Genomic DNA, 24,537 nt, shown 5'->3' on the forward strand with positions numbered 1-24,537 from the left:
ATGGGTGATGAGTGATGGCTGATGCCCTCCGGGAATAGGGAGGGTTTATACTTCGTGACCATGGCGAATCGAGTGGAGCGGCTGGCGGAGAGGATCGGGGAAACCGGGGCGGATGCGTTTATTGCGTGGGATCCGGTCACGATGGGGTACTTGCTGGGGTTCCATGAGAACGCTCACGAGCGGTTTCTCGCCTTGGCGATCAGCGCAAAGGGGGAGGTTCGGCTGATCTGCCCAGCGCTTACCGAGAGCCAGGCGCGGCGGATCGGCATCCAGGACATCCGGCCCTGGAAGGACGGGGAGGACCCGATGGGGCATTTCTTCGAGCTCGCCCGCGACTGGAATCTCAAGAGCGCGATCATCGCGGTCGACGCCGTCTTACCCGCGCGGCAGCTCTTGAAGATGCAAGATTGGCTCCCCGCCGCCCTCTTCAAAGACGGCGAGTCCATCGTCGCTAGTCTTATGAGCCGGAAAGAGCCGGAGGAGATCGATCGGCTCCGGAAAGCCGGGGCGGTGGCGGACGAGACGTTCCTCGAGGTGTTCCCCAAGATTCGCGCGGGACAGACCGAACGGCAGATCGAGAAGATGCTGAACGACGGGATGACCGCTCGCGGCGGTACGCCGGCCTTCGCCATCGTGGCGGCCGGGGCGAACGCAGCGGAGCCGCACCATCTTTCGGACGACACCGTACTCAAGACGGGCGACACGCTGATCCTCGACTTCGGGTGCGAGCGCCAAGGGTACATCAGCGACATTACGCGGACGGTCAGCGTTGGCCCTGCCAGCGATAGCGCCAAGGAGATGTACGACTTGGTCTACCGGGCGCATATGGCGGCGCGGAAGGCGATCCGGCCGGGAGTTCCGGCGAACTCGATCGATAAGGCGGCGCGCGACGTCATCGTGGCCGGCGGCGCGGGGGAGGCGTTCTTCCACCGGACCGGGCACGGGATCGGGATGCAAGGGCACGAGCATCCGTACATCAACGACTCGAACTCGGAGCCACTGGAGCCGGGCAACTGCTTCAGCATCGAACCCGGCGTCTACTTTGCGGGGGAATTGGGGATCCGCATCGAGAACATCGTCGCGGTGACCGAGGACGGTCACGAGAGCATGAACGCGGAGCCGAGCCCGACATTGTTGGAAACCGGCGGTTAGGTGACCGCGGTCGTCGAGGTGCATCTTCGTTTTATATGGAGTCTCCTTCGTCGACCCGGTTTAGGCGGCCACCTCCACCCTTCCTGAGCTTATCTAAACGCCCGTGAAGGGAGGGGCCATGGTCACGCAAAGGCGCAAAGGCGCAAAGAGGGAGGAGAGCGGAACCCCAGCTCGAGCACTCAGATGGCTGATAAACGGTCCGGTAAGAAGGGCATTCGGTGGGTGGTCGTGGTCGCGCTGACCATGGCGATCGCAATGGGGCTTGTTTTTGTGGTTCGGCGGCGAACGTTGCCGGGGTGGATCGGGTGTCAGAGCGTTCCTAGCCGGCAGGCGCGGGTGAGTGCTTGCGTGGTTTCGCGGCCGTTCAAGGAGTATCGGAAGGAGATTCTCGACTGGGTTGAGCGGGAGCGGTTTCAGATCGACAATCTCACCGACGTCGCGATCTTTACGTCGAGGGGGAAGACTCGCTCGTCGTGTGGGATGGGAGAATCGCGGACGACACCGGAGCCTCGGTGACCCATGATCCGGGAGTATCGAGCGTGATCTATACGCACACACCGAGCTTGGTGGACGGAATCGCCAATCGGCTAAGGTGGTGAGGAAGAGGAACGCTGGCGACCTTGGGGCGGTCCAAAGCAAAGCGGCGGCGTAAGTGCCGCCAGGAGGACGAACATGATTCCAACCGATGAGAACGGACCCGTAGACGGTTTTAGCGACGCACAAAACTCGAGTACCGGCGAGCCCGATCCGGGTCGCCCCGAAGGCGCCCCGCCACCCCTCAGTCCGGAGGAGTACGCCAAGCTTCAAAAGGAAGCCCGCGAAGATCAAAGCGGCAAACGCGGCGGCTAACTAACTCTTGGGGCGGTCTTGCGCCACGTAATGTGGCAGACCGCCCAGTGAATGACAGGAACCGCGATCCACCAGAGAAGGGTCACTTCCTGATTGAACGGCGACTTGTGGGTCCAACCGCCCATGTACATCAAAAGGCACCAGGGGCCCCACGGAAAGAGCAGGTACCACACCAGCCAGACAATCGACAGGTGGGGCCATGTCGCGATGAAGCTAGCCAAGCCGAAGGAAGACACCAGCATGACGGCAAGGACGATCATGTAGGTGCTGTTGTCGAAGCGCCCGGTAGCGAGGGAACTCTGGCTTAACTCTCTGAGGACTCCCCATCGATTGAGCAAGGGAAGATAGAGGAAGACGACGATCAGGCTCCAAGCAACACCGGCACCAGCCGTCTTCAAAGTGCGCCGGGGCAGCTCTTGCATTGATCACCTCATCGGCCGGAATTTGCGAGCGCTCGCAGGCTCGCTGGCTGAAAGCGGTGGCGGGCCACCGCAGTCTATAGGGGTTGGACTTGTTTGACGAAGTTCTCCACGATCCGAAATCCCTCCTCGGTGAGCACCGATTCCGGATGGAATTGGACGCCTTCGATCGGCAACGATTCGTGGCGGAGGCCCATGATCTCGCCGTCGTCTTCCGCGGTCGCGGTGACGATGAAGCCGGGCGGGACCGAGTCGCGGGTGACCACCAACGAATGGTAGCGGATCGCCCGGAACGGGTTTGGCATCCCTTCGAACAATCCTTTCCCGTCGTGCCGCACCATCGATGCCTTCCCGTGCATGATGTTTTTCGCCTGTTTCACCACGCCGCCGGCGACGTGGCCGATCGCCTGGTGGCCTAGACACACGCCAAAGATCGGCATCGGTAGCCGCTTGGTTACCAGCGCGGCGTTTAGGATGTCGAGGCAGACGCCGGATTCCTTCGGGGTGCAAGGGCCGGGGGAGAGCATGATGCCGTCCGGGTTTAGCTTCTCGATCTGCTCCAAGGAGATCTCGTCGTTCCGCCAAACGACGATTTCGGCCCCGCACTGGCCCAGGTATTGGACGAGGTTGTAGGTAAACGAATCGTAGTTGTCGACGACGAGGATCACGCTTCAAGTGTGGCAGATGGACCCGCATTCACCCAATTGCGCGTATTCTGAAACCGGCCCCTTATGAAGACTCGACTACTCTTGCCGCTCCTTTCCCTCACCGCGCTATCCCATGGGCAGACGACGCCGGAGCGATCTCTTGCGGGCTTTGTCGAAGCATGGAATCGCAAGGATCTTCCGGCGGCGGCCCGGTTTATTTACGGCGCAGATCCGAAAGCGGACTTTTCGGCGTTCAACAAGCTGACCGCCAGCCAACCTTGGCCGATTCTTCACGTCTCCAATGTCAAAGCCACCGTCAACCGTGGGACGGCGAGCCTCACCTATTCGGTGAAGGTGGAGATTCCGGGTGGGCCGCCGGCCCAAAATGAGGTCGCAACGGCTCGCATCTTCGAAGGGAAATGGCTGCTGATTCCGTTACAGGCAACGGGTAAGCCATCGAAATTCCTTCCCGGAGTCGCCTTCATGGTGGCTCACCCAGGTCATCGGGTCGGCTCGGACTCCACCTCCGCGCTAATCGAGGTCAAGCAGCTCGCCCTCGGCGCGTTGCTCCTCGCCAACGACAGCAATTCCGTATTCGCCCTGAGCGACGCCAACGCCACCTCCAAGCTGCGGCCGTACCTCAAGAATCCGGCGCTTTGGACCGCTCCGGGAGATCCGAAAGGAACCCAAAGCTTCCACCTCAACCCGGCGGTCGCCGGAAAGTCGATGAGTAGCATCCCGATCCCGGCCCGAACGGTGCTGTTGTACGACGGAAAGAACGGCCAACTCCGTTTCCGTTGGAACGGCCGCGCCGCCGTTGCGTTCGTCGACGGCCACGCGAAATTGGTGACGCGCGAAGAAGCCGCCCGCCTTCGATGGAAGCCGTAGCGTCGGCGCCCTCGCCGATGATCCGACGCGTCCTGAGCGTACGTTACATCTGAGGGAGAGGCCGGTCTGGAGACCAGCGGTCCGGGTTTACAGGCGTTTTTCGCCTGGGGGGAGCCAGCCTTCGCCTCGGGCTCGCTCTTCGATCCCGATGCTGCTCTTGCTCCGGATCTCCTGCCGAAGCAGCTCTTCGCGCCGAGCTTCCGACCGTCGCATCGCGGCGACCTGATCGGAGGTGCGGTCGCGTTGCTCGCGCAGCACATGCCAAGGCCTCTGACTGGCGGCAATGCCGGCGACAACCGCCCCGACCACCACCATTACGTTTATGAAAACTCCCTTCCGCATCTCCCCGTCTCGCAGCTATCCAAATGCTAGCACCCTTTGACGTCCGGGCCAAGGAGAATTGGCGAGAGTTGCGGGAAAAAGGGGGGTCGGGCGTTAGGCGTTAAGGCGTTGGGCGTTCTTTCGAAAATTATTCTCGTTAACCCAACGCCCAGCGCCCACCGCCCAGCGCTCCTACCTCCCCTCTTTCACCATCGCCACGAGCTGGTCTAGGGCTTTGCCCCAGCCGTCGTGGAAGCCCATCTCTTCATGCTGTTTGCGGGACCGTTCGTCGCCGTGGATCACGGTGGCGGTGTACTTTGTGCCGGAACCGTGCGATTCGAGGGCGATTACGGCAGTGAAGAGAAAAGGGCCGCAGGTTACGTCTTGCACCGGGACGCAAGGTCGGTAGCCGGGGGCCATAGCGTTGGTCCATACGAGTTTCTCGTTCTCCACGATCTCCAGGTAGCAGCCGAGGTTCGGGAATTCCTGACCTTCCGGAGAGAGCATCACGGTCCTAAAGATGCCACCCGGGCGGAGGTCGATCTCGCAATCGACCGTTTTCCAGGGTGCGGGCGTGAACCACTTCACCAGGTGCGATGGGGTGGTCCAAGCCTTCCAAACGAGCTCCCGAGGCACATCGACGATTCGCTCCATGACGAGGTCCAGATTCGGGTCGGGCTGATGTTTTTTCGATTCAGTCATTAGTTTCTTTCTCCATTGTCAGTAGGTAGGCGTCCAGTTGGTTGAGCCGGGCTTCCCACTGCTCCCGGTGCGTCTTCATCCAATCCTCGGCCAAACGTAGCGGCTGCGTTTCGAGCTCGAAGACTCGTACTCGGCCCTTCTTTTGGGAGCGAACCAAGCCGCACTTCTCCAGCACCTGCAGATGCTGGAGGAACGACGGGAGGGCCATGCCAAACGGCTTAGCGAGCTCGGTCATCGCGGCGGGGCCACGGCCTAGCCGAGTGAGGACGTCGCGCCTCGTGGGATTCGAAAGCGCCTGGAATACGTGATCCAAGGTTGCCAATTGGTTAGGCATTTACCTAAGTAAATCCGAGTGGGCGTGGAAAAGTCAAGCCAGGCGTGGCGGCTCGTCACCGAACCGTCTGGGTCAAGATCATGTTCGTGTTGCCGGGAACTCCCGCTGGGACGCCGGCGGTGACGATGATTTCGTCGCCGATCTTGAGGCGCTTGCGCCGAAAAAACTCGTCGATGGCGTCGCGAATCGTCTCGTCGGTGCTCGCGGGGCTCGGGATCCGGGCTGCCTCGACCCCCCAAACGACCGCCATCTGGTGAAGGGTCGACTCGCTCGCCGTCGCGCACAAGATCGGCACGCGCGGCCGGAACTTGCTCACCAGGCGCGGGGTTTGGCCGCTCGTGGTAGTGCAGACGATCGCTCGGGGGCGTAAGATCTGCGCCAGGTCGCTCACCGCGTGGGCGATCGCATCGGTGTGGCCGACCGCGTCGCGATGGCGTTCGTACTCCCGCTCGATCTTCGTTCGGTCGTAGAGCCCTTCCGCCTTTTCGGCGATCCGCGCCATCGTCCGCACGCACTCGACCGGGTAGCTGCCGGAGGCGGTTTCCCCGCTAAGCATCACCGCATCGGTGCCATCCAGAATGGCGTTGGCGACATCGGTCGCTTCTGCCCGGGTCGGCCGCGGCGCGTGAATCATGCTCTCCAGCATCTGGGTCGCGGTAATCACCGGAGTTCCGGCAAGGGTGCAATCCTGGATGATCCGCTTTTGCATCAACGGAACGTCCTCGATCTCCATTTGGAGCCCCATGTCGCCCCGCGCGACCATCACGAGATCGACTACTTTCAGGATGTTGTCGAGGTCTTGGATCCCTTGTCGCATCTCGATCTTGGCGCAGATTCCGGCGCGAGAGCCGAGCCGCTCCAGCAACCGACGCAGTTCGCGGGCGTCGGCGGCGCTCTTCACGTAGCTAAGTGCCACGAAGTCCACGCCGGCCTTCACCGCCTCCTCGGCGTCGATCACATCCTTGGGGGTCAGGGCCGGCACGTCGAACGCCTTCCCTACCAGCGTAACCCCCTTCCGGCTGCGCAACGTCCCCCCGCAAACGACTTTCGCCTCAAAGACGGTCGGAGTAACGCCGACCACGACACGGAGCTCGATCTCGCCGTCCCCCAGCAACAGGCGGCCGCCGGGAGTCATGGCACGCAAAATCTCCGCCTGTTCGATCGGAATCTCGACTCCCTCACCGCTTCCGACGCGGACGGTGGAGTTATTGACGAGCTCGAGCGTGTCGCCGGGAAGCATTCCGACGCGAAACTTCGGCCCCTGCAAGTCGGCCAAGATCGCTACGGGGGCGATGTCGGGCGAGAGTTCTCTTAGCCACCCGATCCAGCGCCGGCGGGTGTCCCAGTCGCCGTGGCTGCAGTTGATACGCGCCACATTCATCCCCGCCTCGATCAGCGCATGGATCTTATCCCGGCTGTCGACCGCCGGGCCCAGCGTGCAAACGATCTTCGTCCGCCTTTTCATCTATGGCCGAGTTTAGCCGCCCAGACCCAGGGAACATCCTGCCTTTCCAACCAGCCACAGCCGTAGATATGCTCAAGACTCTTTCTCTTGCCGCGATCCTTATGGTCACCGGCGCCGCATTTGGAATTCAGAAAAAGCAGGACAAGTCGGTACATCATGCCGCCATCCATGCCGAGCACTGGCTCAAGCACCATGCGTCGGCGCCGCACCGACGCCATGTCGTCCGCCACTGGAAGCGAAAGGCGAAGAAGCACGACAAGTCCGTGCACCACTCGGCCATGCACGCCGAACATTGGCTCAAGCACCACGTCGCCGCCCCGCATCGTAAGAAAGGCGGCTAGGGTAGCCAAGCTTTCCATTGCCCGTAGCCCGGGAGTATGGTCATCAACCAAATAGATTGACAACAAAGGTTCACCCGTAGCCCGGGGATTTATCCCCGGAGAAGCCTTGAACCGCGGCTAAAGCCACGGGCTACGGGTGAAATCAGGCAAGGGAAATGTAAACCTAATTTTATTAATGACCGTTATCCGCGGCTACGGGCAAAAAACATGGTGTTAGCGTTTTATCCAAACAGGGTTGGTAAGCGCTAACCTCCAAGCCACCTATCCATTCTCCTCCGTTTCGCGTACTCTCTTCTGGGGCCGCTTGAGGTACCAAAGAGATCATGCTATCGATCGCTTGCGTCTGGGCGCTGCTTGGCCAAATGAGGTCCACTGAAAGACTCACATACGGCGAATTGCGAGCCCTCGTACCGGTCGACCTTCGGCCAGTTGCGGGAGACCCGGCCGCATGGAATCTCTTGGTGCAAATCAAGAACCTGGCGACGACGCCTCCGCATGAGCCTTTCGATCCAGTTGCGCCGACGCAAGTTAGCGACTTGCTGGTCGAGTGGAACGGCAAACGCGGGCCAGATCTCGTTCGTCGCTCTCGTGAACGACTGACTCTCGAGGCGCCAAAAATGGACCTGGTCGAGCGAGCTCTGAGAGCAGGCTCTTGGGCGGCGCCGCATGGGCCCGACAAGAAATACCCAGTGTTCAGCGACCTCGAGTTGGAGGAGTCTTCGGTGCTTGTAGCTCTTAAGAACACCACCAACCTATTTGTTTTGCGGTCCCTCGTCGCCGCCGAAGAGGGGGACGGAGCAGGCGCCGTTCAAGGGCTGAACACTGCCCGATCAATTGGCGAAAGGCTGTCGGCAGGCGGTGGCACGGTCATTAATTGCCTCGTGGGTTTTGCTTCTCTCGCCATCGCCAACGATGCCACGCGGCGATTGGCGAATCATCCGGCGTTGACGGCAAGTCAACGCGCGAGCCTAGCCAGGTCGATGCCGGTATTTGACGGTTTCGCTGCCTTGAGGGCCAGTTGCTTGGGCGAATTCGACCGGATGATTCTCACCTTCATCGGGAGCATCCCCTCGATGTACGAAAAGAAGCCGGCTCCTTGGATCCGCGCCGTTCTGCAGGGCCACCCTAAACCGCTTGACATAAGGGCGACGCTGGGGAAGGCGGTGGAGGTTTGGCGGGCTCAGTTGGAGCACATGAAGCACCCCGACCGAGCTACTCCAGATCCGCGAGCATTGATTCTCGAGTACTCGTCGAGCATTCCATCCGCACTGAGAGGAAACGTTTGGGACAGCCCTACCGCACCTAAGAATCTGCCCGTGCATAAGATGCACGACCGGTTGATGAAGGTCTCCAATCCAGTTGGGCGGGCTCGCCTTCATGCGCTTCTTGAAAGCTCCGTCCTCGATGGGGACGAACAGCCCCTTCTAACCGCCGCGAAGAGGAATAAGGCCTCCGAAAGACTTACAGGGTTAATCCTCGCCGCCAACGCCTACCACCTTCGCACCGGGAAATGGCCGGCAAAGCTGACCGATCTGGGGCCTGAGGATGGAATCGACAAACCGTTGCTCGATCCGTTCTCGAACGAACCGTTCAAATTCGATCCAGCCCGGCTTCTTGTGTGGAGCGTCGCACCACCCGGTTATTCGGCGCTAGTGGCTCCACTCTCCTTTTCCGTTGTAACTGGCATCGTGTCGAAGTGACGCTGAAGCCGCGTGAGGTAAGAACGACCCATGCTCGCGTTAGTTAGCGCCCTGGTTTTGTTTGGGCAGTTCAAGCTGCCAGAAAAGCTCACCTACGGCGAGTTGCGGGCTCTACTACCGGTCGAGCTACGTGCGGAGCCGGGCGATCCCAAGGCTTGGAAATTACTGCAGATGGTAGAAAAGGCCGGGTTCGGGGCGAAGGACCAGATAAGCCCACTTCTTGCCGAATGGCGAGGCAAGGAAGATCCCACCCTATTGGCTCGCTCACATCGGGCGCTCGTGGGGCTGAAGCCAAACCTTGCGCGTCTGGAAAAAGCACTTGCTCTCGGCCCCTGGGCCGCGCCCTTCAACCCGGCGGCTCGGTATCCGATCCCTCCGGACTACTATCCCGACCACTTCGACATTGACGCGGCTCTGAAGCTAGGAGCAAAGGCGTGGGTTTTAGCCGCATTTGCCGCTTCGAAGGAAGGAAACGCGACCGAGGCTCTGCGTTACGTGCGCTTATCGCGGGCAGTGGGCGAAAAGTGTTCTAACTCCGGATCCTCCATCATCGACTTCTTGGTCGGGGGAGCCTGCCAAGCGATTGCCGACGACGGAGCCCGTCGTCTTGCGACAAAACCGAGCATGAGCAAAGATCAAGTGGCGCTTCTTGCCAGGAGCACCTCAAAGTTCGACAATCTCGCCGCGCTCCGGAACTGCTCTCGGGGCGACTTCGACCGGTCGTGCCTAGTCTTAGTAGGGATCGTACCAAGTCAAATGTCGGAGCCCAGGCCAAAGTGGATTAACAGAGTTTTTGATGGGCATCCCAACCTGTTCAACGCTCGCGAGACCCTGATGAAAGCCGTCGAGATTTGGGAAGCTGCGCTCGAAAACACAAGGCGGCCATGGGGAAAGCAAGTCGATCCTGCCGGCGTCGCCCGAGAATTCACCAGCGTTCTTCCAAAGGAATTCGCGGGACTGTACCCTGAAGGACCACCGCCCGCCAGTGAGGCCCAGCTCAAAAAAATACACGACCTTCTCCGAAAAATTGACAATCCGATTGGCCGTGTCGTTATCGACTCGATGATGATTGGGTCGGGCAATCAAGTGATGGAAGCCCTTCAAGTTTGTCGCCCAACAGCGGCTGACCGTCCTCGCCATTGCGAGCAACTCCTACCATAAGCGCACGGGAACTTGGCCAGGGAAGCTCTCCGATTTGGGGCCGGAAGACGGCGTGGACGCGCCGTTGATCGATCCGTTCTCGGACCAGGCTCTTAGCTACGATCCAACGCGCCGGATCGTATGGAGCGTAGGGCCGCATGGTAAGGCGGAGCGAAAAGACCGGCTCACTTTTTCGATAGAAACCGGTGACACGTTGAAGTGACACTAACGCTCCCAGGGAGCCCGCGACGAAGAAAATGAACCTAAAATCGCTAAACAGATGTCTTACCGGTCAGGAAAGAGATGTTAAGGATTCCACTGCGACGCGCGGACGGGAAAGAGCTGCCCTATGAGCTCGAGATTAAGACGACCGGTTTGAATCAGTGGCTCGAATTTCGGGTGAGGGCAAGCGACACCGGCGAGGTGCTATCTTCGGACACTTTTCACCACGGCCGCATTCCGCTAACCCGCTACCACCCGGACGTCGAAGGGGGTTCGATGATCTTGGGATACGAACCGGATGGGGAGCTGATCATCGTCGAATACGGCCGCGACCGTCGCCTTGCGCTCGCCAAGGTTGGCGAGGTCCGCTCCGCCGTAAACGTCTGCCGGTGGCACGACCGTAATTTAATCGCTGCCTAATATAAAGCAATCGGGCCACTATGTGAAGGGGGGTCGGTCGGCGTAGGTAAACTTATGTCGATGTCTTCCCCCATTCGCAACGTCGGGATTATTGCGCACGTCGATCACGGCAAGACGACGCTCGTCGATGCGATCTTCAAGCAGTCCGGCACCTTCCGTGAAAACCAGCACATGGGTGACCGGGTCATGGACAGCAACGACCTCGAGCGAGAGAAGGGAATCACCATCCTCTCGAAGGTCGCGTCGGTTCACTACAAAGAATATAAGATCAACATCGTCGACACCCCCGGCCACGCCGACTTCGGTGGCGAGGTCGAGCGCGTGCTGTCGATGGTCGACGGCGTGCTGTTGATCGTGGATGCGAACGAGGGCCCCATGCCCCAGACGCGGTTCGTGCTGAAGAAGGCGTTCGAGAACGGCCTCAAGCCGATCGTGTTTATCAATAAGATCGACCGCCCGCTGGCCCGTCCGCTCTACGCCTACGACAAGACGATCGACCTGTTTATCGACCTCGGCGCGAGCGAAGACGACATTTTCTTCCCCCACCTCTACGGCTCCGGCGCCGGCGGCTTTGCGCGCGTTTCTCCCGATGGCGGCGAGACAGACTTGCGCGCGCTCTTCGAGATGATCGTGAACGCGGTTCCGCCGGCCAAGGTGGAAGCCGAGGGTCCGTTCCTGCTCCAGGTCAACAACCTCGATTACAGCGACTATCTGGGCCGTATGTTCGGCGGCAAGGTTCTACGTGGCACCGTCAAGGTCGGCGACCGCGTGGAGATGCTCCGCGAAGGGGTCGACAAGAAGATGGGCTTCAACATCACGAAGCTCTGGACCTACGAAGGAATCCAGATGAAGGAGACCGAGGAGGTCGGCCCGGGCGAGATCGCCATGATGGCCGGCCTCGACAAGGTGCTCATTTCCGACACCATCGCCCACGTCGACACCAGCCCCGCGCTCCCCTCGATCAAGGTCGAGCCTTCGACCCTGTCGATGAACTTCTATGCGAACAACTCGCCGCTCGCCGGGAAGGATGGTGGCAAGTTCCTCACCATTCACAAGATCCGCGAGCGTGTCGAGAAAGAGGAAGCGGTTTCCGTATCGGTCAAGATCGACCCGAATTCGCCTCCGGACACGGTGAAGGTGCAGGCGCGAGGCGAGCTCCAGCTTGCCATTCTTATCGAGACGATGCGCCGTGAAGGGTACGAGATGCAAATCTCGCGACCGCAGGTCATCTACAAGCGCGGCGAGAAAGACGAGATCCTGGAGCCGTTCGAAATCGCGACTCTGGAGTGCCCGGAAGAGAGCGTTGGCACCGTAATGGAAGACATGTCGCGCCGCAAGGGCGAGCTCGTCGACATGCGGAAGAACGACAACGACACCACGTCGCTGGAGTATTCGATTCCGACCCGCGGCCTGATCGGCTTCCGCTCGAACTTCCTTACGATGACACGCGGCCTCGGACTGATCTCCGCCCTATTCGACGGTTATCGCCCCTATAAGGGGGAGATCGAGAGCCGAAGCCAGGGCTCACTGATCAACAAGGACAACGGCAAGCTGACTCGGTACGCATATGAGGATGTACAGGAGCGCGGGACGCTGTTCTACCCGGTCGGCACCGAGCTGTACGGCGGCATGATCGTCGGCGCCTGCTCGCGCGACGAGGACATGATCGTGAACGCGACGAAGGAAAAGGCGGCGAACAACATTCGCTCCGCCTCCTCAGAAGCGACCACGGTGATCGACTCTCACAAGGAGTTTTCGCTGGAGCAAGCGCTCTCGTGGCTCCGCGACGACGAACTCTTGGAGACGACGCCAAAGCAGCTCCGTTTCCGAAAGAAGATCCTCGACCACTCCGAGCGCCGCGTTTCCGAACGCCGCAACGAAGTGTTGATTTAGAGCCAGTAGGTTCTCAGACGCTGGGCTCCTCCCTCGTGGGAGGAGCCAATCCATGGATTGTCCCGAGAAACCGATACACAGGAACTAGACGAAAAAAGCGTAGACGGTTAGGTTGCTGGCGCTTAGTGTCAAAATAGATATATGCGGCGAATTGAGCGGGTGTTCAACTTCACCACGCCGGAACAATCAGACCGGGAAGACTTGGCGATGTACCGTGCAATGTCGCCAGATGAACGGGTCCGAATGCTCATGGAGATGATGAATGCCTGGCATGGAACCGCTTTCCGACGACTTGAAAGAACTTATCGGTTTGTTCACGTCGACCGGAGTTGAGTTCCTGATTGTCGGTGCGCACGCCCTCGCCTTTCATGCGCTGCCTCGCCAGACCATAGATCTGGACCTTTGGGTGCGGCGAAGTGAAGAAAACGCGGCACGCATTCGCCAGGTGCTCGACTCGTTCGGATTTAAGATCGGGGATCAAGGACAGCACCTTCTTAAACAGGACAAGCAGTTACTGCAGTTGGGTGTCCCGCCAAATCGAGTGGATATTCTTACATTCCTGGATGGTTGCGATTTTGATCGTGCCTGGGCGGCCAAAGAGGCCGGCATTCTACAGGGTGAAAAAGTCTTTTTCTTGTCCTTGCCGGATTACGTGGCCACGAAAAAGGCTTCTGGGCGACCGAAGGATACCGACGACCTGAATCGACTTCGGGAGAGCCTGGGAGGCAAACTTCCGGGTGATGCGACCTAGCGTTGGCTAAAGGACGCTACATCAAGAACGCAGAGCGGGCGTGCGCGGGTAAGGCAAAGTTCGCGACCGCTTACGAAGCCGAACAGACTGCGGAGTGGCGTTATGGGGCTTATCAATGCCCGGTCTGTCACCAATTCCACCTGACCAGCCGAAACGGGGGCGCCGCCACCACTCCCCTGCCCGAGAAACCCGGGAAACCTAAGGAGACGGGTCCCAAACTGGCTGATCTCGACTGGAGCGCGGCGCTCGATCCTCAGCCGAAGCCGCCCCGACCGACCAAACCCAGGAAGCCAAAACCGCCTCCCGAACCCCCCACCCGTGCGGCTCGATGCCTCGACCGTCCAGGTAAGGACCACCGCGTGCGCCTCGTCGTAGACGGGGTGATCGTGAAGTCGGCGCCGATCCGAGACCTGACGCTTCGGTCGATCCTCACCGGAGGGACCGTCGTTAAGGTCTCATCGACCGATCCTCCGGCCGTTATCGCAACGCTTTAGAGGAGCCAAAAAAGCCCCCTCTACAAAGCTTTGAGGTATAGCCGCTCTGTAATCCGTAGGATTGTGGCCGCCGGTTCTAGAAGGGCCCGTTGCTCCACATTGGTGGGCCGTCGAGGAGGCTGCGAAGAACATTGAAAGCATCCTCGCTTTCGACTTCCATGCGCTGGCGATCCCGTAGCTTCGAGACGGGTAGAGCGCCGAAGAAGGCCTGGGAGAAGGCTTGGATGTCCATGCTCACCTGCGCCTCCGCGGTTGTCGGTTCCACGTTCACGGCGCCGTCCGCAATCGACACCTGCCAACGCCGGTCGTTCCACGAGGCGAACGGATCCCGAACACCGAGGACGAACTCTCCCTTGCGCCCGGGCGCTGGTTTTAGGGCGGTTAAGGCGGAGGCAATGTCGACCACTCGCCCCTGAAGGGTTGTCCCAACGGAAGTCTGCATATCGTGGTGAAACATCTCGGACCAGAATCCGTCATCCTCGGGAGCCTGCCAGGTGAACCACTTCGCCTGCATGTGGAGGCGGCTCAACAAACCCAACAGGGCCTGCCTGGCCTTTATGTTTAAGGCAATGAACTCCGGCAGCCAGGTCTCTTCGGAACCGCCTCCGCGAAGAACGAGGTACCCCTCGATCCCTTCGTCTCCCTCGTAAACGTACACGTAGGAGAGGTGAGACTTGCTGTCGCTCAGAATAAGATCCCACTCGGCTTCGTCACGAACCGCCATTCCACGATAGCCTCGCCCAATGCGCCGGTAAACCTCCTCGATCGCTTTACGATCCTGCTTTCCCGCGGCTCGCACACTATCCGTCTCCGGGACGGGGCGCAGGGCTCGGCTCGGAACCCGGTACGACCTCCGGATGTTGACCCACTCCCAACCGAACTGCCGATAGTAAGCGAATTCGAAGGGGCAGATCGTTGTAAGAAGTTGACCGGCGTCGCGCATATGTTCGAGCGCATATCTAAGGCAGGCGCCACCGTATCCGCGACCCCGGCGTGCTGGCGCGCAAGCGATCGAGGAGATGTAGGTGGACGGCAGAACAAGTCCGGGCTCGAATTGCATGAGGGTCGTGTACATCTGAAGGGTCGCCTGCATGCCGGCCTCATCCCAAAGGCCGAACCTGACCATGCGATGCTCGAATCCGTCCCTGTAGCGCGCGAGACCCCCGAGCGAGCTTAAGGTCCCACGCTCGAAGCTCTGAAGCCACAGGAAGTCGGCCTCCTCGAACTCCTTCTCTACCAACCTGCGAATTTCCACTTCTCCCTCCGATTTCTGCCCTAGGCACCATAGCCTTTTTATCGGCGAGATGCAACCCTATTGAGTCCGGAGCAGGAGAGTGCGCGGGTTCATTGACCCCGATGCCTACGCCTCGCCGGGCATTTAGCCCGCGACGAGCTACCCTGTGGTTATGGACCAAGTGAGCGCCGAGGAGTGGCTGAGGGGGGCGAGCGAGGGCGAACTTGAAGAGGTCGAGAAAACGACCCACGATACTCGCGCCTGGTTCGCTACGATCGATGGAGTTCGTGTCTTCGCCAAGTGGTATCCGTCCGCCTTGCGCGACACCTGGTCCGGCGTCGAGCGCTCCATCGCGGGCCAAGCACTCCACCCTTCCATCGTTCCGCTCGAGCGCGTCGTTAAGTGCGCCGGAGGCGACCTCTTCTTGTACCCTCGCGTCGACGGCGAGAATCTGGGGCAGCCCGAAGCAAAGCATCGATTCTCAAAACTGCCGACACAGGAACGTTTAACCGCCGTGCTCGCCGTCTGCGGAGCTCTTGCCGCCGTCTGCGAGGCTGGATTCGCCGTCGTCGATTGGTACGAGGGGAATATGATCTACGACTTCGAGAGACGCCGAATCTGGCTGTTCGACTGGGAGCTAAGCCTCCCCGGAGGCTCCTTCGTTCTCGAGATGGACTCAAATTATGGGTCGAGCCGCCTGCAAGCCCCCGAGGAGTTCGTTCGGGGCAGCGTCATCGATCAGGTCACCCTGGTCTTCAACCTCGGCCGGTTTGCTCTCCTCAACTTGCCCGAGCTGGCCGATGAATTGGCTCCAGTGTTGGCGAAGGCGACCTACCCGGCTAAATCCGGCAGATTCCAGACGGTGGCCGAGCTCGCGAGAGCACTTCAATTGTCGGTTCCGAAGCACTGAGAAAAGCGCGAGCGAGCTCGCGCACTCCCAAAGCGCTTCGCGCCTTTCAGAGGCCCGCGTACCAGTCGTAGCCCTGCTCGGCCCAATAGTCCTTGGGGCGGGCGGAGCCGAAGGTGATCGTGCCGATCCGTTTGATGTTCTTGATGCCGTACTTGGTGGGGATCACCAGGCGGATCGGGGCGCCGTGCTCCAGGGTTAGCGGCTGACCGTTCATTTCGTAGGCGAGGAGCGTCTGCGGATGGAGGGCGCTCGGCGTATCCAGGCCGACGTAATAGAATCCTTCGACCGACTCCAAGCCGACGTACTCGGGACGAGTTTTGAGCCCGCTCCGATCTTCCGGCTTTGCCTTCTTCATCAGCTCGCCGGTGATATGGTCGATCAGATCCACGAAACGGACGCCAGTCCAATGGACGATGGCGGTCCACCCCTCGATACAGTTCAGCTCCGTCGTCTGGTCGATCTTCGGAAGCTTCTTGAGCTGAGCCATGGTGAGCTGCATCGGCTCATCCAAGCCGGGCAAGCCTGCGACGCTCAGCCTCCACTCGTCGATGTCAAGCTCCTCGACATTGGCCTCTTCATCCAACGAGTTGACGGTCGGCTCGATCGCGCGGGCAGGGTCGAAGGTGGGGGCAAGTGCCATGCCGTTGTAGAGGTCGCGTTGAAGTTGTTCGTTCGCCTCCAACACTTTCCGGAACGGCCATGCGACTCCGTCGTCGTCCCGGCGCGAGGCGAGCCAGGTCACTCCGCCGTATGTGCCGAAGACGGCTACTCCCGCCCACAAGAAGCTCCGGCGGGACATCCGCTTCATCTGCTGATGGGGCTCGAGCGGCTCGCTCACTGGGCCACCTCCTCGACCGGCGCGAGTTCGTAGCCGGTGATCATCGATCGGAAGTTATTCCACCCCGCCCGCAGCACCTGCAGCACGTGGATCACGAAGAAGACGACATAACCCATGGTGAGCCAGAAGTGGATGAATCTGGCGTTTTGATATCCGCCGATCGGAGCCGAGAGCCAGGCGAACTGGGTCGGCTTGTAGACCGCGATTCCGGTTAGGAGGGAGAAAAAGCCCATGATGACGATGCCGGTGTAAGCGATCCGCTGGGCGCCGTTGAACTTCGATTTGGGTAACGGCTTCTTGGTGAGATGGAGATCGTGGAGAACGACGTGGATCGATTCCTTCAACGTATGCCGGTTCGGTAACAACTCGCGCCACTCGCCGGAGAACCACGTGTACAGCACGTACAGAAGCCCGTTGATGGAAAAAAACCACATGAAGAAGAAGTGCCAAGCCATCCCTTCGGCAAGGCGGGAGCTCATCCCGGCTTTGTCGTAGAGCTTGTCGGAGAACAGCATGTACGGCCCAAGGTGGTAGGCACGGTTGGCCCAGTAGATGAGAAGGCCGCTCCAGATCATGATGGTCAGGGCGGGAAAGTTCACCCAGTGGAACCATCTCGTCGCCAACCGGTGCTTGCGCACCAACATCACATCCGTCGTTTCCTCGGTCATTGCGTGAAGGGTAATGCATCTACGAAGCGGAAGTTCCGGATTTCGTGGTTCACTTTCCGAATGACGTCGCGGTTGGTCGTTCCGTGCCCGGCCAAGGTGAATCTCTTCCTCGCGGTGGGTCCCCGCGACGAGCGGGGATATCACCCTTTGCGAACCATTTTTCAGGCGATCGACCTTTGCGACATTCTGGTGATCGAGACGAATCCGGCCGAGCCCGGATTTTTCTGCGACGACCCCGGCGTGCCGCTCGACAATACGGTCACCAAGGCAATGCGTCTCATCCCTTCGCTGCCTCCGCTACGAGTAACTTTGGAGAAGAAGATCCCCAGCGAAAGCGGCCTCGGCGGGGGAAGCTCGGATGCGGCGGGACTGTTGCGCGCCGCCATCAAACTCGGTTTTCTTGCTCCCGAAGACGCCCCAGCGATCGCGCTTTCGATCGGAGCGGATGTGCCGTTCTTTCTGGTCGGAGGCCGTGCGCGGGCCGAGGGGTATGGGGAGCGGCTCGAGCCTCTGCCGGATCGGGAGACGGAGTGGCTCGTGGTGGTCCGGCCGGACGTCGGCTGCCCGACCGGTCCGGCGTTTGCGAAGCTCGACGAGCGCCCCTATGAGTGGCGGGAGTTCCCCGCGGACGACCTTCTCTACAACGATTTCGAGCGGGTTGCGCCGCGCTACTGCCTCGACCTCATCGACCGGCTGCGGGCTCTGGGCGCCACCGACGCCGCCCTCACCGGCTCCGGCTCGGCCGTGTTCGGCCGGTTCGCAAGCCTCGAAGAAGCGGAAAGAGCGAAGGAGAAATTGGTCCAAGAAGGATTCGTGCGGATCTGGGTGACCCGAACTCTCACGCGCGCGGAGAGCCTTTACCTGGAGTAAGGGGTGCCAGCGGCGCAATCTCAACGTGGCAGGGGCGGCTCGCCCCTGGTATTCAGCCAAGCAAGCCATCAAATCTCCTGCATAAGAGATCAATCTTCCCTAAATATCGCTAATGAGGAATGCGCCCGGTCCCGTCCGAAGGTGCGGTTTGACGGGAGGCTTCTTACTTGGGCGGGCCGCCCAAGATACACACGGGCGAGCCGCTCGTGCCACGGTAACTGACCCGCATTTGGTCGGGAGGCAACTTCTACGGCCGATCCGGAACGGACTCCAGCCATGCCTTTGCCTCGCTCGGGCGGCGGAAGCGGATGCCGGTTTTTCCCTGTAACTCGGGGCTCGCAAAGAATTCATCTGCCTGCCCGCGACGTCGACGGTGCGTCGTAAGGACCCAGAGGTAGAGCGACTCCTTCGAGAAGAAGTGCCACCAGAACCGCTCGCGGTTTCCGTTCCAGAGCACCTCCTGACGCAGGCTTCGGCGAAAGATGCGGCGGGTTAGCCGCCACAGGATGACCGGCAGCGAGTAGTCGAGCCAGATCACGGTGTCGCAGCGTTCGAAGATCAGGTCGCGGACTCGGGCGTAGTTGCCGTCGATGACCCAGCCGTCTTGGGCGACGATCTCACCGACCCGCCGGCGAAACTCCTCCGTCTCGATCTCCTTCCAGTTCGGCTGGTGATTGATCCCGTCGAGCTCGACGTACGGCAGGTCAAGCCGCCGGGCTAATTCCTTCCCGAGGGTCGACTTGCCTGCCGCGGAGCTCCCGCGCACGCTGATCCTTTTTCCTGGCGGGGGCATGTCGTTCATGGGAGGGAGAAGATACCACGTGGGCGCGACCGCGCCTCGAAAGTCTATAACGAATCCATGAACACGTCGCGATTCGACTTCCTGGTGATTGGAAGCGGCTTGGCAGGATTGACGTATGCGCTGCGGGCTGCCCGGCATGGCCGGGTTTGCGTTCTTACCAAGGGCGAGGTGACCGACTCGAACACGAGCTGGGCCCAAGGGGGGATCGCCGCCGCGGTCGGCGAGGCCGACAGTTGGGAGCTTCACGAGCAAGACACCCTGATCGCGGGAGCGGGGCTATGCGACGAGCAGGCGGTTCGCTTCCTCGTCCAACAGGCGCCGGAGGCTATCCGGTGGCTGATCGAGCTTGGCGCTCGATTCGATTTCGACGGCAACGACCTGGCGCTGGGGCGAGAGGGGGGTCACAGCCGCAACCGGATCGTGCACCACGCCGACAAAACCGGCTGGGAGATCGAGCGCACCGTGGTGGCGGCGGTACGGCAGACGGCGAACATCGAAGTATTTCAGCACGCCTACGTCACCCAACTCCTGATGTCGGACGGACGCTGCGTGGGGGCCGAGGCCCGGCTGGGAGACGACAACGAACCACGGCAGATGCTGGCCAACGCGGTGATGCTGGCCACCGGCGGGTGCGGGCGGATGTATCAACACACCACGAACCCCCGCGTCGCTACCGCGGATGGCATCGGCCTCGGCTCGGCGGTCGGGGCCAGGGTGGAAAACATGGAGTTCATGCAGTTCCACCCCACCACGCTGTTTCACCCTCAGATGCGGAGCTTTTTGATCACCGAGGCGGTGCGCGGAGCGGGCGGAACCCTCCGCAATCACCTCGGGCGGCGGTTCATGTACGATTACGATCCGCGTCTGGAGCTCGCCCCTCGCGACGTGGTCGCGCGGGCGATCGAGGCGGAGATGAAGAAGCACGGAACGTGGTGCGTGTACCTCGATATGACCCATCTTCGTCCGGAGCTCATCCGGCATGAGTTTCCGACCATTCACGAAAAGCTTGCCTCGATCGGGCTGGAGATCGAGAAGGATTGGATCCCGGTCGTTCCCGCCCAGCACTACTCCTGCGGCGGCGTGGTCACCGACCTTAACGGCCAAACCACTGTGCCAGGTCTCTACGCCGCCGGCGAGGTTGCCAGCACCGGGGTCCACGGAGCAAACCGATTGGCGAGCAACTCGCTGCTGGAGGCGCTCGTGTTCGCCGTCTCGGCGGCGGAGGCATCGGCGGGCGACCGGGTGGAGATCGGAGGCTTGGAGAAAAAGAACGTGCACTGCATCAGCGAAGCGGAGTCGATCCGGATCCGCCGGGCGCTCCAGAGGACGATGACGAACGAGGCGGGTATCGTCCGGACATTCCACGGATTGGAGGAGGCGAAACAGGCCATCGACGGTCTGATCGAGGAGTACCACTCCCTGCCGGAAACTCCCTTCTCCCAGCACCCGCACGAAACTTTGAACCTCATGCTCGCCGCTCGCTACGTCGTAGACGGAGCGTTAAGCCGCGACCGGAACGTCGGCCTCCACTTCAACTCGGATCTCGAGGCCAAAAGTTGAAGGATAGAACCTGGCCCTCCCCTTTGCGCCTTAGCGCCTTTGCGTGACCCTTCCGGCATCCCTTCCGGCACACCCTTACTTCGCAGCTTCCGAATACCGTGGAATCGATCTCGACCTCGGCAACGGCTTTGCCCAATCCGGTAGGAAAAGCCGGGCCTGGCAGATGCCCGTAGTTTCCGGCGTGTATAAAACTTCGGTGGTCCCCAGCGCTTGGTCCACGCGGTAGCGCGGCAGGTTCGAGATGGCGTCCAAGCGAATCTCGTATCCGGCGGCCAGGCGTAAGACGCTCGCCTTCGGTTCGAGGACCGGCCACTCTACCGTGTAGTTTTTCTCGAACTCGGTGACGTGCAGCGGAACGTCGCTAAAAACTCGTACTGGGGAGAGCCAGGTATCGGCGTATCGCGCTTCTTCGGTCACGAGGCCGGCGAGTCGGAAGAGAGCTTGCCGCAGGCCCGGCATCGGTTCGAGCAGCTTGGCTTCATTCGAAGTTTGGCCGGTGCGACGACGCCAAATCTCCAGCCCTCTTTCCGCGCTTAAACCGGCCTGAAACATGGCGGCGGAGAGGCGGCGCTCCGGTTCCGGGCACAAGACTCCGGCGAGGGCGCTCAGCGCGGCGGCCCGCCGCCTCTGATTCGGATCTGCTACCCAGGGGAGCCATGTGTGCCAATCTCGCCGCCAGGCGACCGAGGTCAGTAGCGCGTTGTCCTCGGAAGTGGCTCGGGTGGAGGCGGTTACGGCTTGGCTGAGCAGCGCATGCGCGGACGCCAAATCGATTCCGACACCGGCTGCATCGTAGGGTAAGAGCTGGTCCGACCACGGCTCCTTGAAATAGGCGGCCTGCGAGAGATATTCGGACCCGGTTTCTTCCGCGGAATGGCGAGTCTGAATGTCTCTCGTCGCCGACAGAGTTTCCAGCGAGAGTTCGACGATACTCGGCACGTCGAACGGAGAGACCGTACCCATTGGAGCGCTCAAGTCAGCGCCAACGCTCAGGCCGCGCCCGGTAGGCACGCGGCGGATCGGGAGCCGGATGCGCAACTCGGTCGACTTGCAAACCGACGCCGGTCCTTCGCCGAGGGAGAGCTTCATCCTCCGGGCGGGGGACAGCACTTTTAGCGGATACCCCCCGATTTCGGCGAGAACGGCGGCTCGGGGCAAGAGCGCGCCCACGCGGCTGAAGGTCCAGTCGGCGACGACCGAGTCTTCGTCGGCCTGAACGGTGAGGTTTTGCAGCACCGGGGCGTTGTGCGACCAAATGTCTTCTTCCTCCGCCGCCGATTCGGCAAGGCGTCCGAGAGCGGCGGCGCTATTTGCCGCGGCGGGTTGCAGCCCCACCGGAAGACCGACACGGACCCAGCCCCGAAAGTCCGGAGCGCCTTCGATCGTCCAAGCGCCCGGTTTGCCGGTCACCGTGAGGCTCGATGGTCCATCAGGGAAACCCAAGACAAGCGGTGGCTGAGCGTCGCGAAACGATAGAACGACCCAACGGACGTTGGGGGTCGGCACACCGCTGGCGGCGCTTCCCTCTCTCCAGGTTAGATAAGGCGCTCCCGTCGATCCGACTTTCAGCGACAGCCCCTTTTCGAAATAGAGGGCGAAGCCCGGGGCGAGGAGGCTCGCGCGAACCTTGGCCGGGTTCCCGGCCGGCCCGCCAAGCGCGACGGTTTGCTCCATGTCCGACGTGGCCGTCGGCTTCCAGACTCTCGCAGGCCGAGCAAATCGGATACGATCCGCCGCCGGGTGAGAGACGACGAATCCGTCGCTGTCGACGGTGAACCCCGGCAGATCGAACCGGCTTACGTACCCAAAGCGGCCGAACGACTGGGCGGAGCCCGCCGCGGGCGCCAGCGCAGCCGCGAACAGAAGCAGGTTAATTAATCGTCGCGCCAAGGAGTTGGATTCCGATCCGGTTCGTGCGTTTGGACCATACGAGACCGATTTCCCGCCAGCCGAGGCGATAGCCGATGGCAATGTTGTAGTCCAAATATTCGTTCGCCAGATATTTATCCAGCGTGTAGTTGCCGGAGAGCCGCCAAAGTCCGCTAAGACGATAACCCAGATCCCCGAAGATGTTCATTCGGTCGACATCCAAGCTCTTAGTTGCAAAAAGCTGGAAGTCGGTGCGCCCACCGTTCCAGTAGGTGGTCGCGCTGAGGCGGTGCTGTCCCAAGACGGCGTCGTTGAATCCGTCGCGCATGTAGTCGTAGGTGACCAGCAGAGCGGATTGACTGGATAGCTTCTTGCTTACCGTGGCGCTGGCGGCCAAGGTGATGCCCGGCAACACGTTTTGTCCCACGAGACGACTCGCGGAAAAGCTTGTCGTAAGGCTCATCGTTGGATTCAACGTGATCGGGAACGACTGCAGGCGGGCTTGAATGCCGGCCGCCCTCTGGGTCAGGTTGCTAAAGCTGTTCGAGCTGGTATTCGCGGTAAGCCCGTAGGTCAACTGGAACGGTAACTTGCCCGTCCGTCGCGGGTCGGTAGTTGCGCCAAACGAGAAATCTTGGGAGCTGTACCGAAGGCCGATGAGGGACCGCGTCGCGCTTCCGTTCAAGCTCATCTGCCAGCCGTCGAACTGCCGGTTGATACTGCCAGACCCGAAGAAACTGCTACCGGCGGGCACCTCGACTTGAGCGGAGGCGGTGCTGCGGCTGTCCAGCCGGTAGTACTGCTGCACGCCAAGCCGCCAGTCGCGGCGGGCAAGTCCTTTGACAAACATCCCGCCTTCCATATCCTCGCCGTGGCTCCAATTGAGCTCATAGTCGACGAAAGCGCCGCCACGGCTGCTGTAGCTGCGCTGGCCGTACGCTTCACCGGTTCGGAACCGAAGAAGGCTCGTTTGCCCCGGCTTCAAAGATAAGTAGTAAGGATAGTTGATGGCCAACGTGTTGTCGTTGACCGCGACCAGATCCTCGGTGATGAGGGGGCTGTTGCTCTGCTGCAGGTTCACCTGATACAGCGGCAGCTTCATCACTTTGTTGTCGGCCACATAGATGTCGGCTCGCTGGAACTGGATCAGCTTGCCGGGGAAGATGACCGCCTTTTTGGCTCCGATGCTGGAGGGTGCGCCCAGGATCGGCTGGAATTCAAAGTTCGAGGCGGGAACGGTGCTGGTGCAAGGGACCAGGGTCGGCCCTTTGATCTCGACGAGGCCGTACCGGTCGCGATCGGGTTGAACGTCGAAATCGAGGCTGCCGTCATCCCTTTCTATCGCAAACCCCAGCCACTTCCCCTGAGTGGTGATGAACTGGGTGGCATGCCCGCGGAAGGTCGTCGTACCGTATCCGTGGCGCTGGTTGAGCTTAAGATACAGCTCGTCGAAATCTTTGACGAGCTTCCCGATCTTGAGGTGGGCGTTTCTGGCCCGAACCTCGTAATTCGGAATGTCGACCTGCACGTCGTCGGCTTGGATCTCGATGTCGCGGAAGCGTACGGAAACCGCTTTATTAGCGCCGGTGGCGCCGATGAGCCGGGTGTCGACCGTGTAGCGCATCTTGCCCGGCGCGACGATTTCGATGTACTCGCGGGCACTGGACAGCATCGCCCGGTCGGCGACGAACTCGAATTCGAGGGTAGTAGGCCCCGCGCCGCCCGCCAAGGGGGTGGCGGTGATCTTGGCGATGCCGGGTTGGGTACCGGACACGAGGATGGCTCGCGCGATTCCGTTTGCGGTCGTAGCGGCGTTTTCGCGGAACGAGCCTAAATTTGTGTTAAAGAGAACGCGGGTGCCATCCGCGACGGGGCGGCCCTGGGCGTCGCGGACCTCGGCGGTAATCGTCGTGGTGCTGCGGCCGTCGGCCACGCTGATGCGTGGAAACGCCGAGAGTTGATCGGCCGCGGCCACCGAAACGGTGCACGCAAGCGCGAGTAGCGCGGTAGGGCGGTTAAAGCGAAAGGACATGGCGTCCGTTTGAAAC

General features: G+C 60.9%; 26 protein-coding genes. 14 read left to right on the forward strand and 12 right to left on the reverse strand.

Annotation, left to right across the window (positions count from 1 at the left end):
• Positions 1-60 precede the first annotated feature (60 nt).
• The 3 genes from OP10G_RS06095 to OP10G_RS26700 all read left to right on the forward strand — a co-directional run bounded on the left by OP10G_RS06095 (position 61) and on the right by OP10G_RS26700 (position 2,001).
• Positions 61-1,152 carry a M24 family metallopeptidase gene (locus OP10G_RS06095; protein ID WP_025226773.1) on the forward strand — a complete coding sequence of 364 codons (1,092 nt, stop codon included), beginning with the start codon at positions 61-63 and terminating at the stop codon, positions 1,150-1,152.
• Between the two features lie 183 nt (positions 1,153-1,335).
• Complete coding sequence (locus tag OP10G_RS06100) at positions 1,336-1,668, forward strand: hypothetical protein (protein ID WP_025226772.1); 333 nt, start codon at positions 1,336-1,338, stop codon at positions 1,666-1,668.
• Positions 1,669-1,824: 156 nt separating this feature from the next.
• Positions 1,825-2,001, forward strand: a complete 177-nt coding sequence (locus OP10G_RS26700; protein ID WP_158409155.1) for a hypothetical protein — start codon at positions 1,825-1,827, stop codon at positions 1,999-2,001.
• Here the strand turns inward: OP10G_RS26700 and OP10G_RS06105 are convergent.
• Positions 1,998-2,423, reverse strand: a complete 426-nt coding sequence (locus OP10G_RS06105) for a hypothetical protein (RefSeq protein WP_025226771.1) — start codon at positions 2,421-2,423, stop codon at positions 1,998-2,000. The two genes, OP10G_RS26700 and OP10G_RS06105, sit on opposite strands and share 4 nt — an antisense overlap.
• 74 nt (positions 2,424-2,497) lie before the next feature.
• Positions 2,498-3,088 carry an anthranilate synthase component II gene (locus tag OP10G_RS06110; RefSeq protein WP_025226770.1) on the reverse strand — a complete coding sequence of 197 codons (591 nt, stop codon included), beginning with the start codon at positions 3,086-3,088 and terminating at the stop codon, positions 2,498-2,500.
• Positions 3,089-3,151: 63 nt separating this feature from the next.
• Between OP10G_RS06110 and OP10G_RS06115 the strand changes: the two genes are divergently transcribed.
• Complete coding sequence (locus OP10G_RS06115; RefSeq protein WP_025226769.1) at positions 3,152-3,955, forward strand: hypothetical protein; 804 nt, start codon at positions 3,152-3,154, stop codon at positions 3,953-3,955.
• Between the two features lie 87 nt (positions 3,956-4,042).
• On the opposite strand, the gene OP10G_RS06120 is transcribed toward OP10G_RS06115, so the two are convergent.
• The 4 genes from OP10G_RS06120 to pyk form a co-directional block, all read right to left on the reverse strand.
• Positions 4,043-4,297, reverse strand: a complete 255-nt coding sequence (locus OP10G_RS06120; RefSeq protein WP_025226768.1) for a hypothetical protein — start codon at positions 4,295-4,297, stop codon at positions 4,043-4,045.
• Between the two features lie 171 nt (positions 4,298-4,468).
• On the reverse strand, positions 4,469-4,978 hold the full coding sequence (locus tag OP10G_RS06125) for an SRPBCC family protein (protein WP_025226767.1): 510 nt from the start codon (positions 4,976-4,978) through the stop codon (positions 4,469-4,471).
• Complete coding sequence (locus OP10G_RS06130; protein ID WP_025226766.1) at positions 4,971-5,312, reverse strand: ArsR/SmtB family transcription factor; 342 nt, start codon at positions 5,310-5,312, stop codon at positions 4,971-4,973. Before OP10G_RS06130 ends, OP10G_RS06125 begins: the two co-directional genes overlap by 8 nt.
• Before the next feature lie 55 nt (positions 5,313-5,367).
• Positions 5,368-6,777: a pyruvate kinase gene (pyk, locus tag OP10G_RS06135; RefSeq protein ID WP_025226765.1), complete on the reverse strand. Its 1,410-nt coding sequence runs from the start codon at positions 6,775-6,777 to the stop codon at positions 5,368-5,370.
• Positions 6,778-6,845: 68 nt separating this feature from the next.
• On the opposite strand from pyk, the gene OP10G_RS06140 reads away from it, so the two are divergent.
• The 7 genes from OP10G_RS06140 to OP10G_RS06170 all read left to right on the forward strand — a co-directional run bounded on the left by OP10G_RS06140 (position 6,846) and on the right by OP10G_RS06170 (position 13,738).
• The gene (locus OP10G_RS06140) at positions 6,846-7,118 is read left to right on the forward strand and encodes a hypothetical protein (protein WP_025226764.1); all 273 of its coding nucleotides are present in this window, start codon (positions 6,846-6,848) and stop codon (positions 7,116-7,118) included.
• Positions 7,119-7,441: 323 nt separating this feature from the next.
• Positions 7,442-8,818, forward strand: a complete 1,377-nt coding sequence (locus tag OP10G_RS06145; protein WP_025226763.1) for a hypothetical protein — start codon at positions 7,442-7,444, stop codon at positions 8,816-8,818.
• 30 nt (positions 8,819-8,848) lie between these two features.
• Entirely contained in the window at positions 8,849-9,979 is a 1,131-nt protein-coding gene (locus OP10G_RS06150) for a hypothetical protein (RefSeq protein WP_025226762.1), read from the forward strand.
• Between the two features lie 282 nt (positions 9,980-10,261).
• Positions 10,262-10,600, forward strand: coding sequence for a hypothetical protein (locus OP10G_RS06155; protein ID WP_025226761.1), 339 nt, complete (start codon positions 10,262-10,264; stop codon positions 10,598-10,600).
• 54 nt (positions 10,601-10,654) lie between these two features.
• Complete coding sequence (gene typA, locus OP10G_RS06160; protein ID WP_025226760.1) at positions 10,655-12,493, forward strand: translational GTPase TypA; 1,839 nt, start codon at positions 10,655-10,657, stop codon at positions 12,491-12,493.
• A gap of 271 nt (positions 12,494-12,764) precedes the next feature.
• Positions 12,765-13,244, forward strand: a complete 480-nt coding sequence (locus tag OP10G_RS06165) for a hypothetical protein (RefSeq protein WP_025226759.1) — start codon at positions 12,765-12,767, stop codon at positions 13,242-13,244.
• A 2-nt stretch (positions 13,245-13,246) separates the two neighbouring features.
• Positions 13,247-13,738, forward strand: coding sequence for a hypothetical protein (locus OP10G_RS06170; RefSeq protein ID WP_025226758.1), 492 nt, complete (start codon positions 13,247-13,249; stop codon positions 13,736-13,738).
• 76 nt (positions 13,739-13,814) lie between these two features.
• Here the strand turns inward: OP10G_RS06170 and OP10G_RS06175 are convergent, their stop codons facing one another.
• Entirely contained in the window at positions 13,815-14,993 is a 1,179-nt protein-coding gene (locus OP10G_RS06175; protein ID WP_084178845.1) for a GNAT family N-acetyltransferase, read from the reverse strand.
• A 151-nt stretch (positions 14,994-15,144) separates the two neighbouring features.
• Here OP10G_RS06175 and OP10G_RS24140 point away from each other — a divergent pair, with 151 nt between their 5' ends.
• On the forward strand, positions 15,145-15,882 hold the full coding sequence (locus OP10G_RS24140; protein ID WP_025226756.1) for a serine/threonine-protein kinase: 738 nt from the start codon (positions 15,145-15,147) through the stop codon (positions 15,880-15,882).
• Positions 15,883-15,928: 46 nt separating this feature from the next.
• Here the strand turns inward: OP10G_RS24140 and OP10G_RS06185 are convergent, their stop codons facing one another.
• Complete coding sequence (locus OP10G_RS06185) at positions 15,929-16,720, reverse strand: molybdopterin-dependent oxidoreductase (RefSeq protein ID WP_025226755.1); 792 nt, start codon at positions 16,718-16,720, stop codon at positions 15,929-15,931.
• The gene (locus tag OP10G_RS06190) at positions 16,717-17,388 is read right to left on the reverse strand and encodes a cytochrome b/b6 domain-containing protein (protein ID WP_227625072.1); all 672 of its coding nucleotides are present in this window, start codon (positions 17,386-17,388) and stop codon (positions 16,717-16,719) included. The genes OP10G_RS06185 and OP10G_RS06190 overlap by 4 nt, the downstream gene beginning before the upstream one ends.
• Before the next feature lie 60 nt (positions 17,389-17,448).
• Between OP10G_RS06190 and ispE the strand changes: the two genes are divergently transcribed.
• Positions 17,449-18,258 (forward strand): 4-(cytidine 5'-diphospho)-2-C-methyl-D-erythritol kinase, encoded by an 810-nt coding sequence (ispE, locus tag OP10G_RS06195; protein ID WP_025226753.1) that lies wholly within the window; start codon positions 17,449-17,451, stop codon positions 18,256-18,258.
• A 247-nt stretch (positions 18,259-18,505) separates the two neighbouring features.
• On the opposite strand, the gene OP10G_RS06200 is transcribed toward ispE, so the two are convergent.
• Positions 18,506-19,060: a shikimate kinase gene (locus OP10G_RS06200; protein ID WP_025226752.1), complete on the reverse strand. Its 555-nt coding sequence runs from the start codon at positions 19,058-19,060 to the stop codon at positions 18,506-18,508.
• Between the two features lie 57 nt (positions 19,061-19,117).
• On the opposite strand from OP10G_RS06200, the gene nadB reads away from it, so the two are divergent.
• Positions 19,118-20,620 carry an L-aspartate oxidase gene (gene nadB / locus OP10G_RS06205; RefSeq protein ID WP_038472673.1) on the forward strand — a complete coding sequence of 501 codons (1,503 nt, stop codon included), beginning with the start codon at positions 19,118-19,120 and terminating at the stop codon, positions 20,618-20,620.
• A 75-nt stretch (positions 20,621-20,695) separates the two neighbouring features.
• Here nadB and OP10G_RS06210 read toward each other — a convergent pair whose 3' ends face one another.
• Entirely contained in the window at positions 20,696-22,510 is a 1,815-nt protein-coding gene (locus tag OP10G_RS06210) for a hypothetical protein (protein WP_025226751.1), read from the reverse strand.
• Positions 22,491-24,521 (reverse strand): Ig-like domain-containing protein, encoded by a 2,031-nt coding sequence (locus OP10G_RS06215; protein ID WP_025226750.1) that lies wholly within the window; start codon positions 24,519-24,521, stop codon positions 22,491-22,493. Before OP10G_RS06215 ends, OP10G_RS06210 begins: the two co-directional genes overlap by 20 nt.
• Positions 24,522-24,537: the final 16 nt, after the last annotated feature.

Origin of the sequence: Fimbriimonas ginsengisoli Gsoil 348, from assembly GCF_000724625.1 — a bacterium.
GTDB classification, from domain to species: Bacteria; Armatimonadota; Fimbriimonadia; order Fimbriimonadales; family Fimbriimonadaceae; genus Fimbriimonas; species Fimbriimonas ginsengisoli.

Bases quoted from the DNA above. Each gene is read 5' to 3' on its own strand.
- OP10G_RS06095 (WP_025226773.1), top strand. From the start codon at position 61: ATGGCGAATCGAGTGGAGCGGCTGGCGGAGAGGATCGGGGAAACCGGG.
- OP10G_RS06100 (WP_025226772.1), top strand. From the start codon at position 1,336: ATGGCTGATAAACGGTCCGGTAAGAAGGGCATTCGGTGGGTGGTCGTG.
- OP10G_RS26700 (WP_158409155.1), top strand. From the start codon at position 1,825: ATGATTCCAACCGATGAGAACGGACCCGTAGACGGTTTTAGCGACGCA.
- OP10G_RS06105 (WP_025226771.1), bottom strand. From the start codon at position 2,423: ATGCAAGAGCTGCCCCGGCGCACTTTGAAGACGGCTGGTGCCGGTGTT.
- OP10G_RS06115 (WP_025226769.1), top strand. From the start codon at position 3,152: ATGAAGACTCGACTACTCTTGCCGCTCCTTTCCCTCACCGCGCTATCC.
- OP10G_RS06120 (WP_025226768.1), bottom strand. From the start codon at position 4,297: ATGCGGAAGGGAGTTTTCATAAACGTAATGGTGGTGGTCGGGGCGGTT.
- OP10G_RS06125 (WP_025226767.1), bottom strand. From the start codon at position 4,978: ATGACTGAATCGAAAAAACATCAGCCCGACCCGAATCTGGACCTCGTC.
- OP10G_RS06130 (WP_025226766.1), bottom strand. From the start codon at position 5,312: ATGCCTAACCAATTGGCAACCTTGGATCACGTATTCCAGGCGCTTTCG.
- pyk (WP_025226765.1), bottom strand. From the start codon at position 6,777: ATGAAAAGGCGGACGAAGATCGTTTGCACGCTGGGCCCGGCGGTCGAC.
- OP10G_RS06140 (WP_025226764.1), top strand. From the start codon at position 6,846: ATGCTCAAGACTCTTTCTCTTGCCGCGATCCTTATGGTCACCGGCGCC.
- OP10G_RS06145 (WP_025226763.1), top strand. From the start codon at position 7,442: ATGCTATCGATCGCTTGCGTCTGGGCGCTGCTTGGCCAAATGAGGTCC.
- OP10G_RS06150 (WP_025226762.1), top strand. From the start codon at position 8,849: ATGCTCGCGTTAGTTAGCGCCCTGGTTTTGTTTGGGCAGTTCAAGCTG.
- OP10G_RS06155 (WP_025226761.1), top strand. From the start codon at position 10,262: ATGTTAAGGATTCCACTGCGACGCGCGGACGGGAAAGAGCTGCCCTAT.
- typA (WP_025226760.1), top strand. From the start codon at position 10,655: ATGTCGATGTCTTCCCCCATTCGCAACGTCGGGATTATTGCGCACGTC.
- OP10G_RS06165 (WP_025226759.1), top strand. From the start codon at position 12,765: ATGGAACCGCTTTCCGACGACTTGAAAGAACTTATCGGTTTGTTCACG.
- OP10G_RS24140 (WP_025226756.1), top strand. From the start codon at position 15,145: ATGGACCAAGTGAGCGCCGAGGAGTGGCTGAGGGGGGCGAGCGAGGGC.
- OP10G_RS06190 (WP_227625072.1), bottom strand. From the start codon at position 17,388: ATGACCGAGGAAACGACGGATGTGATGTTGGTGCGCAAGCACCGGTTG.
- ispE (WP_025226753.1), top strand. From the start codon at position 17,449: ATGACGTCGCGGTTGGTCGTTCCGTGCCCGGCCAAGGTGAATCTCTTC.
- OP10G_RS06200 (WP_025226752.1), bottom strand. From the start codon at position 19,060: ATGAACGACATGCCCCCGCCAGGAAAAAGGATCAGCGTGCGCGGGAGC.
- nadB (WP_038472673.1), top strand. From the start codon at position 19,118: ATGAACACGTCGCGATTCGACTTCCTGGTGATTGGAAGCGGCTTGGCA.
- OP10G_RS06215 (WP_025226750.1), bottom strand. From the start codon at position 24,521: ATGTCCTTTCGCTTTAACCGCCCTACCGCGCTACTCGCGCTTGCGTGC.